Genomic DNA, 13,217 nt, shown 5'->3' with positions numbered 1-13,217 from the left:
TAAGTTATTTAATTGTCTCAAGATCTTTTTTAATAGTTTCCATTTCTCTTTTTGCTGCATCTACCCAATCACCTTTGGCATAGGCTTCAAAGTCATTAAGAAATTGCATCTGACTCGAACTAATTTTATCAAGAAAACCATCTTCTTCTTTATTCAGCTTGTCCATTCGCTTATCTTTATGGTCCAATGCATTCGGTGCAGTTACAAAAGCTATAATTTGTTTAAATATCCAAATTTGTTCTGGAAACAATGCTATTTCTATTGTATTACGTATTTCTTCCAATTGATTTTTAATTTCTCCCAATTTATTACTCCCTCAGTTCTAGTTGTCTTATTTCTCGTTGATACGATTGTATCAAAGCATCTCTTTCGATGAATAATTGACGTTCAATATCCTTTAGCTTTTGTTCAAATTCACATGTTGCTTCATCCACAACACGTTCAAAAGCGTGTTGATAATGATGAAGATTAGCATCTCTTTGTTGAAGTTCATGAAAAATAGCATATTTCTTTTCATTATCTTTATGTAGTTGATGTTTATAGTTTTGTATCTCATCAAATTGTTTATCGAACTCTCTTAAAGCGTCACGCTGTTCATCTTCTATTTTTTCAATCTCTTTTTGTAGTTCATTCATGTTGAAAACATCCTTATTTGTTGCGCTAATACTTGATCATTTTGTAAAATTTCATCAATAGCCTTTTGAATTTTATTAATCAATTCATCATATTTCTTTCCAACATCTTTTAACTTGTCTTTCTTAGCATTTATAATTTCTTCATTATGTCTTACTATAGATTGTTCCGTTGCATTGCCATCGCTCAGTGCTGATAAAATTTCACCTTCTGATAGTTTACCTTGAGATAAATCATCTGCTTGAACTCTCGTATCACTCCATAATATATTTAAATCGCCAATCGCATTATCATACTCTTTTAACATCAAGTCTATTTCTGCATCTAATAATTGATTTAAACCTTGTATTAGAGTGAGCGCCGTTTGAGATTCAAGTAACTTTTTCTGGTTTGAAGAGAGACTACCACCATTAGCTGAAACTAAATTAGCACGTAAATCGTCTACTGAAGAAAGACGTTTCTTCACATCACGTTGGACATGTTGATGCGTTTCTTTCACAGATGTAGCATAAGGACGTTTATTTAGAATTTTTTTAATTTCTAATTGGCGGTCATAAGTCATCATAGAACTAAGTCCGTGTCCACCGCCTTTAAATACGAAATCCTTTCCATAATAACTACCGCCCATCAAGCTTAAACCAACCGAAACCAAGTCATTATTATTCCTAAAATGGATAATATTTCCTTTATACTTTTGAGCCTTAGCATGTAATAGTAAAAAATCTATAGAGTTTTTTTTGCTTAACTCTAACGGATTACTCGATGGTTTAAGCATCCAATCTCGACTAGTAGCATTATGATGTGATAATCCTTTCACATCTAACGAAGCAGAATTAAATATAACAATATCATCAACATTATGTTCAATCCCTAAAATCATTGCATCTCGGCCACCTTTTGAGTGGCCGGTAAAAGCTTCAATCTCATGCTTCTTTTTGATTTTATTAATGAACTTATTCGTCTCATTGAAATATGGGTCATTTGCATCAACCAAGCTTAAACCAATGTTAAAATCTGCACCTGTATCTTTTATCATGTCGATTGCATTCCCTGACCCCACATTCGTCCCTGCAAAGCCAATCGTCACTTTATTCGTATGGGTGTCTTTAAATGCAACGCCACTCATCCCCGTTTTCTTATCAAGAAAAGAATCAATATATTCAAGATTGGGTGGGAAAGTTTTTTTTCCTTTGCTAATGTAACTGAATATTTTAAATCCGCAAAGGAAGATTCACCGTTTAACCTTTTCGTTTCAATTTCATAAGATTGATATGATATTGCGCTATTTTTCTCAGTATAGGCATTAATAGGCGTTATTTGATTCATTAATTTTACCTCTTTTCGGTAAGTAACTTACCACTGAACTAAAGTATTTCCATGTCTTTCCTTTTAATTTATAATTAATCGTGTTTGAATCTATTGCATCACTTTTAAAATCTCCATCTCCATAAATATTAAGTTCTGGGCTTTCTCCTGCTTTAATTTCATAAAGATTCTGTATTTCCTTCAAATTATCGTTATTTTGATTTAAATGATAACGAATTGAATAGTTAGGAACCATGGAATTATAACTCGCATTTTTTTCCTTATATTTATCTAAATCACTCAAATTACCAAATTGGACAAAAAACTTAAAGTTCTTTACCTTTCGTTTGATATCTTCGTCTACATTATTGTCTTTAAGTATTAATTGATTATCTTTCATTATAAGAGGGTACTCTTTTCTGTAGTTGTTATGTTCAGCTTCACTTTCGTTACCGACAAAATAATACCCTTCACTTTTTTTGGTATTTCTGTCGATATATAACATTACGCCTTCTCTATATAAATCTCCCTCTTCATTCATTTTTGCCAATACAGTTAGTATTGACCAAATACCTTTATCATCTTTACTAAAGTTACTGTCTCTGTATCCTTCTTTATCATAAAAGTCTTCCAAGTTTTTTGTCGGATATACAGATAATGGTTCTTTTAAACCCGATTCTATTTTCTCTCTCGTTGACATCCCACAACTACTTAACAAACTCATGGATACCATCACCCCTAATATGATTAGTAAATGTTTAGTGAATTTCATGACGCCACCACTTTCTAATAGTGTTTTAAATAAATTATACAATATTCTGTCATTAACATATATACATTTTGCAATTAAATAAATGAAGTTCATATGATTAGTAAAAATTATTAAAATTTTAGATATACGTATTCTTCCTATACATTAAAAGAATCCTTTAGTGACCTATTTGACATTATGTAATTATAATTAATATCTCATACCATTGCATCTCGGTCACCTTTTGAGTGGCCGGTAAAAGCTTCAATCTCATGCTTCTTTTTGATTTTATTAATGAACTTATTCGTTTCATTGAAATATGGGTCATTTGCATCAACCAAGCTTAAACCAATGTTAAAATCTGCACCAACATCCTTTAGCATATCGCTTGGATTACCTGACCCTACATTCGTCCCGGCAAAGCCAATCGTCACCTTATTAGTATTAGTGTCTTTAAATGCAACGCCACTCATCCCCGTTTTCTTATCAAGGAAAGAATCATAATATTGGAGGTTGGGTGGAAAATATAGTTTTTTAGCATCATTATTCAACCGACGTTTAATATCCTTTTTAGAGACGTTATTAAGCATACTCGTCTCAACTTCATATGATTTATAAGAAATAGCACTGTTCTTTTCCGTGTATATATTAATAGGTGTTATGTTATTCATAATTTAGACTCCTTTTAGCCCTATAAGCAACTGAAGAACTTAAGTATCCTTCAGCATCGTCATCAAATGCATATTCTATAGTATTTGAATTAAAAGTATCACTTTTAAAATTACCGTCACCATAAATTTCAACTCTAGGCTTCTTGCCAATTTTCACACCAAAATATTTTTGAATCTGTTTTAAATTATCATCACTTGGATTTAAATGATAACTTATTGAGTAATTAGGTGCTTGAGAATTATATGTTTCATTCCTAGTTTCATTACGATTTAAATTATTTAAGTTTCCGAACTGAACAAAAAATTTAAATTTATTTACCTTTTTCTTGATATCTTCATTTACATTTTTATCTTTAAGTATTAATTCGTTATATTTCATAGTTATAAAATATTTCTTTTTGAAATTTTTACGTTTATCTTTACTCTCATTTTCTACATAATAATAGCCATCACTTGTTCTGGTATTTCTATCAATAAATAAAATAACTCCTTCACTTCTTAATTTCCCTTCATCATTTTGTCTTTCTATCGACGTAAATATTGACCACACACCTTTATCATCTTTACTGAAGTTACTATCTCTGTAACCTTCTTTATCATAAAAGTCTTCCAAATTCTTTGTTGGATACACTGATAACGGTTCTTCTAATCCCGACTCTATTTTTTCTCTTGTTGACATGCCACAACTAGTTAATAACCCAATCGATGTCATTAATACCGTGATGAATATAATTTTTCTCGCTAATTTCATGGTTTACCTCGCTCATATTTTATCGAAATTCACATAAATAGAAGATCAATCATTCATGAATTAACCCTCTTTTAGGTTTATAACTCACTATCGAATTATAGAATCTCCCTACCTTACCATTTAATTGGTAAGTAATCGTATTTGTATCAATTTCATCACTTTTGAAATCGCCATCTCCATAAATATTAAGTTCTGGATTTTCTCCTGCTTCGATACTGTATAATTTCTGTATTTCTTGCAAATTATCGTCATTTTGATTTAAATCATAACTAATTAAATAGTTAGGGGCTGAGGAATTATAACTCGCATCTTTTTCTTTATATCGATCTAAACCACTCAAATTACCAAATTGGACAAAAAACTTAAAGTCCTTTACTTTTCTTTGAATGTCTTCGTCTACATTTTTATCTTTGAGTATCAATTGATTATCTTTCATTTTAAGAGGATACTCTTTTCTATAGTTTTTACCTCCATCTTTACTAGAAATATCAACATAGTAATAGCCTTCACTTGTTCTGGTATTTCTATCGATATATAATTTTACGCCTTCCCTTTTTATTTTTCCCTCCTCGTTTCTTTTAGATAAAACTGATATCAACATCCATATCCCTTTATCATCTTTACTAAAATTACTGTCTCTGTATCCTTCTTTGTCATAGAAATCTTCCAAATTCTTTGTTGGATATACGGATAAAGGTTCTTTTAACCCTGATTCTATCTTTTGTCTTGTCGTAATATCACAACTGCTTAATATCCCAATCGACATCATCAATCCTATGATTAATACAATACTTCTCGCTATTTTCATGATGCACCTCACTCGTACACTAGTTCAGAAAAGCTATTTACCGGAGCTAGATTATTCATACGCCATACCCCTTTTAGGTTGGTAACTTACTGACGAGTTATAGAATCTTCCTACATCACCCTTTAATTTGTAATTGACCGTGTTTGTATCAATTACATCACTTTTGAAATCGCCATCTCCATAAATTTTAAGTACTGGATTTTCTCCTGCTTCAATACCATAAAGTCTCTGTATTCCCTTCAAATTAGCGTCATTTTGATTTAAATGATAACTAATTAAATAGTTAGAGGCTAAGGAATTATAACTCGCATCTTTTTCTTTATATTGATCTAAATCCTTCAAATTTCCAAATTGGACAAAAAACTTAAAGTCCTTTACTTTTCTTTTAATGTCTTCGTCTACATTTTTGTCTTTGAGTATTAATTGATTATCTTTCATTATAAGTGGATACTTTTTTTCACCATTTCTGTGTTCAACTTTACTTTCATTATCAACAAAGTAATAGCCTTCGCTTTTTTTGGTATTTCTGTCGATATATAACATTACGCCTTCCATCGTCATTTTTCCTTCTTCATTCCTCTTAGATATCGCTGATATCACTGACCACACACCTTTATCATCTTTACTAAAGTTACTGTCTCTAAAACCCTCTTTATCATAAAAATCTTCCAAATTCTTTGTTGGATATACGGATAAAGGTTCTTTTAACCCTGATTCTATTTTCTCTCTTGTCGATATACTACAACCGCTTGCCATTAAAGTTAATATGCATAGACATATGCTGATATAAAATTTGCTCACTGTTTAGAGTCCTCTCACTATTTACACACAATGTTTTAAATTTATTATACAGTTTTCTATACTTTAAAATCTATCTTTTTTATGATATTTCGCACTTAATCATATCAACAGATTAAACGCTTTCTTTATACATTATTATTCATGTTAAATTTGATGTTTGACTTTTATTATTTGAACGTCTATGACATTTTATGCATACTGTAGATGTACGATATTTTTTAAAGGAGTGAAATTATGAATCAACAACAACTAGATAAAATTAAAAATGGTAAAGGTTTTATTGCGGCTTTAGACCAAAGTGGCGGTAGTACTCCTAAAGCGTTACGTGGTTATGGTGTGAATGAAGATCAATATCATAATGATGATGAAATGTTCAACCTTGTTCACGATATGCGTACACGTATTGTCACATCACCATCTTTTACTTCTGATAAAATCATTGGTGCGATTCTTTTCGAACAAACAATGGATCGTGAAGTCGAAGGCCAACATACAGGTGATTATTTAGCGAATAAAGGGATTGTCCCATTTTTAAAAATAGATAAAGGGCTTGCCGAAGAAAAAGACGGTGTTCAGCTCATGAAACCAATACCTGAACTTGATGACTTATTAAATCGAGCTACAGAACATAAAATTTTTGGGACTAAAATGCGTTCAAATATTCTTGAATTCAATAAAGAAGGTATTGACCAAGTCATCGCACAACAATTTGAGGTAGCGAAACAAATTATTGCTAAAGGTTTAGTACCAATTATTGAGCCGGAAGTGAACATTGATGCTGAAGATAAAGCAGGTATCGAGGCTTATTTAACAGAAGTCATTCAATCTCATTTAGATCAATTAAAAGAAGATGAATTGGTGATGCTTAAATTAACGATTCCAACGCATAAAAATCAATACGAAACGTTAATTAACCATCCAAATGTCGTGCGTGTGGTTGCTTTATCCGGTGGGTATAGCCGCGAACATGCGAATGAAGTATTAAAAACGAATGATGGGCTCATCGCAAGTTTTTCTCGTGCGTTAATCAATGATTTACGTGTCAGTCAATCAGATGAAGCGTTTGATAAACTCCTAGGTGAAACCATCGATTCTATCTATGACGCTTCTGTAAACAAAGTACAATAACATTAAACGCCACATCCTCATTTTGCTGGATGTGGCGCCTTTTTTATTTATTCAATGCTTTTTCAATGTTTTTAATGTTTTCTTTCATTAAAGATTGATATGTTGCATCGTCACTTTGAGATTTTGAAACAGATTCCATATTGTTGAATTTCAATGGTTCTGCATCTGTTTCTTGACGAATGGTATCTGTGACTTTGTTCGATACGTTTTCTTCATATAAAATATATTTTGTTTTAGAAGATTTGATTGCTTTTACAATGTCTGTGAGTGCTTTTTGTGATGGGTCTTCAGCATTCATATTTTGAACACCTTGTTGTTTGAAACCGTAGTGGTTCGCAAGATAACCTAATGATTCATGAGATACATACACGGTTTCACCTTGGTGATCTTTAGTTGCTTTTTGCATGTCTTTATCAATGTCATCAAGTTCTTTTAATAACTTATCTGCATTTTTCTTATATTCTGCTTTATGATCAGGGTCTTTTTTACTTAATTCATCACGGATAGCTTTTACCATTGTTTCATTCATTTTTGGATCTAACCAAATGTGTGGGTCATACATACCGTGATGGTGCCCTTCGTGATCATGACCTTCATGATCGTGCTCATCTTCTTTGTGCTCGCCATCATGATCATGGTCGTGTTCTTTATGGTCTGCATCATGGTCATGTGCTTTATCTCCATGCTCATGGTCATGATCTTCGCCCTCATGATGGTGCGCATCTTTTAATAAGTCTTGTTTACTTAAATGTTTCTCTAATGACAATTTCTTTTGATCATCTTTAATCGCACCTGCGACTTTTTTCGCAACAGGATCTAAATTATCCCCTGTATAAATAAATAAATCCGCTTTACTTGCATCTAAAATATCTTTTTGTGACGGTTCATAACTATGTAAGTCTGTCCCTTTTGGATAAATGGATTCGACGTCAACATGATCGCCACCAATTTGTTTAACGAATGATTCTACTGGAAACACAGTTGTTTTCACTTGGAGTTTGTCATTTGAAGATGATTTTTTTCCAGAATCAGATTGTCCGCATGCGACAAGTAAAATACTCACGACTGCGATAGTTAAAAAAGCAAAAATACGTTTCTTCATTTTCGCACAATCTCCTTCTACTCAAATAGTAATTATTACGATTTAAAATTATACCCTACCTCCGACAAGCTTGCAATACTTTTTATATTCACTTTGCTTTTTAAACGGTACGTATCATAGTAAAATAACGATAGATTATGTACGTTCACATTATTATAAGATAATAATAAGTTTAATTTTTAAACAAGGAGGCATCATGATGAAACATCTTCAATCTTTGGGTAAAGTCGCTTTAGGCACGACGACAGCATTAACTGCATCGCTTTACACGTTGAATCAGCTTACACCCATGCCAGGTGTAATATTATCTAAAATTTTATTTAATCAGCCTTCTAAAAAGGCTTATATTAAAGATACTGTGCGTCAAGATGCACGTTTCAAACAAATCGCATCTCGCGTTACGTCTCTTTACGATGTGGTTTATGATTCAACTGAGAAAACGGGCCTTATGGATATTTATATGCCAAACGGAGATCAAGAAACGTACCCGACACTATTTTGGGTGCATGGCGGTGGCTATATGAGTGGTGATAAGTCAGATGTCACACCATACTTACAACTGCTTGCAAGTGAAGGATATACTGTCGTCAACCTTAATTATGCCCTAGTTCCTGAAGCACGCTATCCAGAGCCAATTTATAGTTTAGAAAAAGCCTATGTCGCTGTTCAAAAAAACGCTCAAGCGTATAAAGCGGACTTATCACATGTTGCTTTTGGCGGTGACTCTGCGGGAGGTCAAATTATCGGTCAGTTTATCAATATTCAAGTTAACGATGCCTATCGTGATACAACTGCATTTAAACAAACTGTACCACCTGAAACGATCAAAACCGCCATCTTTTATTCCTCACTTTTAAATACACAACGCATGGATAAAACTGATGACATGATGGCAAACAAACTTTTCAGTCGATTGGCATGGGCATATTTTGATGATAAACATTGGCGCGTAAGTCCTAAAACGATGGAAGCAAGTGTGACGCTAAACATGGATCACCATTTTCCACCAAGCTATATTACGGATGCGAAACATCGCTCTTTTGAGGATCAAGCACGTCAATTTGTCGCGACGTTGGAACATCACGATATCCCTGTAGAAGGCACATTTTACGATAGCCCATTGTATCATGAATATCAATTTGATATGTCGCTCTATGAATCAAAAGTCAATTACGAGCGTTTAGTTCACTTTCTCAAACAGCATTTAGCCAAATAAAAGAAGGATTCGCATTGCGTCAAGACGCATGCGAATCCTTTTGGCGTTCTCGTAATAAAATCATCACAGCAGCAACTAATCCGAGAGCCATCATAGCTGCTAAATATAAAAATTGCATCGACCACGCTGGTGTACGTTGCGCTAAACCTAACGTTAAAGGGGCAACTGCTGTACCAAAAAAGATGACAAATGTATTTAGCGTGATATAAAAACCTTTATGATGTTTGACGGATAATACGACTTTAGAAATAAGTGTCGGTAACGCAAAGCCAATGCCCCCGCCAAAAATCACACTTAATATAATATAACCTATAATACTTGTATTCAGTGCCATAAGTATGATTGAAAGTACAGTCACCGTTAATGCCCCAACAAGTACTTTTGTGACCGAATAGTGATTGGATAAACGGCCTGCCATCAAGGAAATGATAATCCCACCCACACCAAAAAACTTACTCACCGCGGCAACGGTTTGAATATGTTGGCCATGTTGAACGAGGACACTCTCTCCTAAAACCACATATACGTTAATAAAGGTCATTAACAACACAAAGCCAATTAAATAGCAAAGCATCAATATTGGATTTTGAAATATGGACGCAATATCTCGTCCAAAATCTTTAAAATGAAGTGCTGTTTCCTGTAATGGGGCTTGAGGTAATAACCAAAGATTTACAACAGCTAGTACAGCATAGCAATTCCCTAATATAAGGAAGACCATACGCCAATCATAGGCGTTCGCAATCATTTCACTAATCACTTGTCCGAAAATGCCCGCAAACAAAAAGCCCATTGTCATAAAACTTGTCGCTGTCACGCGTTTGTTTTCAGGAAATAAGTCTGAAATGTAAGCAATGATGATCGGCGCATAGGCGGCTGCGGCTAAACCTTGAGCGCCTCTGAATACCACAAGCATCATAAAGGACGTAGAAAAAACGGATAGCAACGTAAAAATAGTATGTGCAATTAAACCATATAACATGATTTGTTTGCGCCCAAATTTATCCGAAAGTATCCCATATATTAAACATCCTAGCGCAAATGTGAACGAAAATGCCATGCTGGCCAATGGTGTATTTGTGACTGGTACGGAAAAGTCTTGCGCAATTGATGAACCTATCGTTATCGTGCTGTATAAACTAAACATGACTAAGAGCCCTGTAATAAATAACACAAAGGTTATCCCATGATAATGGACCCGCTCCATAAATGTCACCCCTCAAAAATATAGCGTTAAGATTAAACAAAATATTATAGAATTAGATACTTTATTTCCCCATATTACCTCAGTCGAATGCCATTCGAAACCCTTTTTTGATTTACCGCAATATAAAAAGCAACATCATAAATAAACTATGACGTTGCTTTCAAATCCCTTAATTCATACAAGGAGGCAAACCATTATTTCGACGCTAATGCATCTTTAACCGCTTCAGCTACTTTCTTCGCCGACGCTGGATTTTGACCTGTAATCAGGTTGCCATCTACTTGGATAAAACCTTTCATAGGCACTTTAGATTTCGTATATTGCGCACCTTTAAGTTTCAATTCTGATTCGAGTTCAAAAGGTACTATTTTTTTGCGGTTCGCTAATACTTCTTCAGCGTTTGAAAATCCTGTTAATTTTTTCCCGTCGATAAGGAAATAATGATTCGGTCTCTTCACTTCGAGTAAGGCCGCTGCCCCATGACATACAGATGCCACGATGCCTCCCTTATCATAAATCGTGTTAATCGCTTGTTGTACATGCGCATTTCCTGGGAAATCATACATCACACCATGCCCGCCCGTAAAATAAATGACGTCATATGCGGATGGATCTGCAGTATCAATACTTGGCGTTAACTTTAATTGATCCATAAACAATTCATTTTCATAATAACTTTTTGTCAGCTTGTCTAATATACCTGGTGTTAAACTGACAGGATCTAAAGGTGTTTCGCCACCTTTAATGTTGTATAAATCGATTTGATAATCTTCATTACCATGAAAGACATCATAGAAATGGACTAATTCACTTAACCATAAGCCAGTGGGTTTATCTGTGCCGTCAAATTGTGTATGGCTCGTATTGACAATCATAATTTTTTTCATGTCGCATTCACCACTTTTTCAAAGATTTGTGTTCATTATAATGAAGTTTTGGGTTGATGACGAATGATTTGTTTATACTTTGTCTGTACCCTTATTAAAATTGGGTGCACACCCCACTTTTAATAAGATTCCTCTGTTTTCAACTTTAGTTGAATGGCTGCTTCATATTCTTTAATCTTCGCTTCTTTCATCATGTGCGCCGCTTTATTAATTGGCACATATGCTTGCCATTCTTCTTTTTTGGCTTTCAACGTTTCTAATGTTTGTTTTTGTATCGATGTCACACAGATCCCCCATTTATTTAATCGCAGCAAAACCTTTTGCCAAATCGTTTAAAATATCATCAATATGTTCAAGGCCAATAGATAAACGAATCGTCTCTGGCGCAATCCCTGCTGCCGCTTGTTCTTCAACGGTTAATTGTTGATGGGTCGTGGAAGCTGGATGGATGACTAATGATTTGGCATCTCCTACATTGGCAAGTAACGAAAATAACTCTAACGCTTCTATAAATTGTTTTCCTGCCTCATATCCACCTTTGACACCAAATGTAAATACAGCTCCAGCACCATGAGGCAAATACTTTGTTTTAAGGTCGTAATATGGACTCGTTTCAAGTCCCGCATATTTTACCCACGCCACTTTAGCATGTTTCGACAAATAATGCGCAACTTTTTCCGCATTTTCAACATGACGTTCCATACGCAACGACAATGTTTCTAACCCTTGTGTTAATTGAAATGCGTTAAAGGGTGACAATGCGGCACCTGTATCACGTAATAATGTCGTGCGAATTTTAAAGGCCACTGCAGCGTCACCAAACTTTTCGCTAAAGATGATGCCATGATACGATGGATCAGGTTCACTCAATCCAGGAAACTTACCATTATTCCAGTCGAAGTTTCCACCATCTACAATGACGCCACCCATTGATGTCCCATGGCCCCCGATAAATTTGGTCGCAGAATGAACAACGATATTTGCGCCGTATTCAATCGGTCTAAAGAGATACGGTGATGCAAACGTATTATCCACGATTAGAGGAATACCATGTGCTTTAGTGATTGCACTTAGTTTTTCAAAATCTTCTATGTTGCCTTCAGGGTTGCCAATGGTTTCAACAAATAGTGCCTTTGTATTCGCTTTAATGGCCGCAGTTACATTTTGTGGGTCTTTCGTATCGACAAGTGTTACCTCTATCCCAAATTTAGGTAACGTATGCGTCAATAAAGTGTGCGTGCCTCCGTATAACGTTTCACACGCGATAATATGGTCACCTGCATGTGCGACAGATTGAATCGCATACGTGATTGCTGCCATTCCCGAAGCAACCGCCACACTTGCAATCCCACCTTCAAGCTCAGCCACTCGTGTTTCAAATACAGCAGTAGTAGGATTCATGAGCCGGGTATAAATATTCCCCAACTCTTCCAATCCAAATAAATTGGCCGCGTGATCCGTGTCATTAAAATTAAATGAGGTCGTTTGATAAATCGGCACTGCGCGTGCATTCGTTGCTGCATCCACTTCTTGTCCTGCGTGCAATTGTCGCGTCTCAAATCGGTAATCGTGTGTCATCTTTATTCCCCCTAAAAATTAAAAAAGCCTACCTTGAAAGATAGACGTGACGTAATCAGACTCATCTCTCAGGTTTCACACCTGCAGGAATTAGCACCTAACTTAAAAGGTTGCCTGGCTTCGTAGGGCCTGTCCCTCCACCATTCTGGATAAGTGTTATGAAATTAAAACTAGTGTATTATACTCATTTATCGAAGTCAACAAAAAATTCAGATAACTCTGATAAAAACTGTGCATCTGCATCATTCGCTTTTGATAAAATGTAAATTTGACGCCTGTAACAAAAAAAGAAATTTGTAAACTTTATGAACAGCTTTGTGAAAGCGTTTACATTTCTGTGCCTATTTGTTAATCTAAACAAAAGTTTAATTTTCAAACT

General features: G+C 34.7%; 16 protein-coding genes and 1 riboswitch. Of the genes, 2 read left to right on the top strand and 14 right to left on the bottom strand.

Annotation, left to right across the window (positions count from 1 at the left end; translation table 11 throughout):
- Positions 1 to 4: 4 nt before the first annotated feature.
- The 9 genes from G8Y85_RS11620 to G8Y85_RS11580 form a co-directional block, all read right to left on the bottom strand.
- Positions 5 to 304, bottom strand: coding sequence for a hypothetical protein (locus tag G8Y85_RS11620; RefSeq protein WP_107371265.1), 300 nt, complete (start codon positions 302 to 304; stop codon positions 5 to 7).
- A 4-nt stretch (positions 305 to 308) separates the two neighbouring features.
- Positions 309 to 635: a hypothetical protein gene (locus G8Y85_RS11615; protein ID WP_060551929.1), complete on the bottom strand. Its 327-nt coding sequence runs from the start codon at positions 633 to 635 to the stop codon at positions 309 to 311.
- Positions 632 to 1,759: a hypothetical protein gene (locus tag G8Y85_RS11610; RefSeq protein WP_165805880.1), complete on the bottom strand. Its 1,128-nt coding sequence runs from the start codon at positions 1,757 to 1,759 to the stop codon at positions 632 to 634. The genes G8Y85_RS11615 and G8Y85_RS11610 overlap by 4 nt, the downstream gene beginning before the upstream one ends.
- Positions 1,756 to 1,959, bottom strand: coding sequence for a hypothetical protein (locus G8Y85_RS11605; protein WP_107376456.1), 204 nt, complete (start codon positions 1,957 to 1,959; stop codon positions 1,756 to 1,758). The genes G8Y85_RS11610 and G8Y85_RS11605 overlap by 4 nt, the downstream gene beginning before the upstream one ends.
- Positions 1,937 to 2,710 (bottom strand): tandem-type lipoprotein, encoded by a 774-nt coding sequence (locus G8Y85_RS11600; protein WP_165805879.1) that lies wholly within the window; start codon positions 2,708 to 2,710, stop codon positions 1,937 to 1,939. Before G8Y85_RS11600 ends, G8Y85_RS11605 begins: the two co-directional genes overlap by 23 nt.
- Positions 2,711 to 2,907: 197 nt before the next feature.
- Positions 2,908 to 3,360: a hypothetical protein gene (locus G8Y85_RS11595; RefSeq protein WP_165805878.1), complete on the bottom strand. Its 453-nt coding sequence runs from the start codon at positions 3,358 to 3,360 to the stop codon at positions 2,908 to 2,910.
- Positions 3,353 to 4,111, bottom strand: a complete 759-nt coding sequence (locus G8Y85_RS11590; RefSeq protein WP_165805877.1) for a tandem-type lipoprotein — start codon at positions 4,109 to 4,111, stop codon at positions 3,353 to 3,355. Before G8Y85_RS11590 ends, G8Y85_RS11595 begins: the two co-directional genes overlap by 8 nt.
- A 49-nt stretch (positions 4,112 to 4,160) precedes the next feature.
- Complete coding sequence (locus tag G8Y85_RS11585) at positions 4,161 to 4,919, bottom strand: tandem-type lipoprotein (protein ID WP_165805876.1); 759 nt, start codon at positions 4,917 to 4,919, stop codon at positions 4,161 to 4,163.
- A gap of 51 nt (positions 4,920 to 4,970) precedes the next feature.
- Complete coding sequence (locus G8Y85_RS11580) at positions 4,971 to 5,720, bottom strand: tandem-type lipoprotein (RefSeq protein WP_165805875.1); 750 nt, start codon at positions 5,718 to 5,720, stop codon at positions 4,971 to 4,973.
- Positions 5,721 to 5,954: 234 nt separating this feature from the next.
- Here G8Y85_RS11580 and G8Y85_RS11575 point away from each other — a divergent pair, with 234 nt between their 5' ends.
- Entirely contained in the window at positions 5,955 to 6,848 is an 894-nt protein-coding gene (locus G8Y85_RS11575; protein WP_165805874.1) for a fructose bisphosphate aldolase, read from the top strand.
- 43 nt (positions 6,849 to 6,891) lie between these two features.
- Here G8Y85_RS11575 and G8Y85_RS11570 read toward each other — a convergent pair whose 3' ends face one another.
- Entirely contained in the window at positions 6,892 to 7,950 is a 1,059-nt protein-coding gene (locus G8Y85_RS11570; RefSeq protein WP_107368382.1) for a metal ABC transporter solute-binding protein, Zn/Mn family, read from the bottom strand.
- Between the two features lie 196 nt (positions 7,951 to 8,146).
- Here G8Y85_RS11570 and G8Y85_RS11565 point away from each other — a divergent pair, with 196 nt between their 5' ends.
- Positions 8,147 to 9,166 (top strand): alpha/beta hydrolase, encoded by a 1,020-nt coding sequence (locus tag G8Y85_RS11565; protein ID WP_145050928.1) that lies wholly within the window; start codon positions 8,147 to 8,149, stop codon positions 9,164 to 9,166.
- 19 nt (positions 9,167 to 9,185) lie between these two features.
- Here the strand turns inward: G8Y85_RS11565 and G8Y85_RS11560 are convergent, their stop codons facing one another.
- From G8Y85_RS11560 to G8Y85_RS11545, 4 genes are all read right to left on the bottom strand, one after another.
- Entirely contained in the window at positions 9,186 to 10,373 is a 1,188-nt protein-coding gene (locus tag G8Y85_RS11560; RefSeq protein ID WP_165805873.1) for an MFS transporter, read from the bottom strand.
- A 194-nt stretch (positions 10,374 to 10,567) separates the two neighbouring features.
- Entirely contained in the window at positions 10,568 to 11,260 is a 693-nt protein-coding gene (locus G8Y85_RS11555) for a type 1 glutamine amidotransferase domain-containing protein (protein ID WP_060551939.1), read from the bottom strand.
- 119 nt (positions 11,261 to 11,379) lie between these two features.
- Positions 11,380 to 11,544, bottom strand: a complete 165-nt coding sequence (locus G8Y85_RS11550; protein WP_156407415.1) for a hypothetical protein — start codon at positions 11,542 to 11,544, stop codon at positions 11,380 to 11,382.
- A 13-nt stretch (positions 11,545 to 11,557) separates the two neighbouring features.
- Positions 11,558 to 12,838: an O-acetylhomoserine aminocarboxypropyltransferase/cysteine synthase family protein gene (locus tag G8Y85_RS11545; RefSeq protein WP_165805872.1), complete on the bottom strand. Its 1,281-nt coding sequence runs from the start codon at positions 12,836 to 12,838 to the stop codon at positions 11,558 to 11,560.
- Between the two features lie 58 nt (positions 12,839 to 12,896).
- Positions 12,897 to 12,994, bottom strand: a riboswitch (SAM riboswitch).
- Positions 12,995 to 13,217 lie beyond the last annotated feature (223 nt).

It is taken from the genome of Staphylococcus sp. 11007852, from assembly GCF_011394325.1.
Lineage (GTDB): Bacteria > Bacillota > Bacilli > Staphylococcales > Staphylococcaceae > Staphylococcus > Staphylococcus agnetis.
Note: the sequence above shows the minus strand (reverse complement) of the source record. Positions and strands in the feature narration are given on the sequence as shown.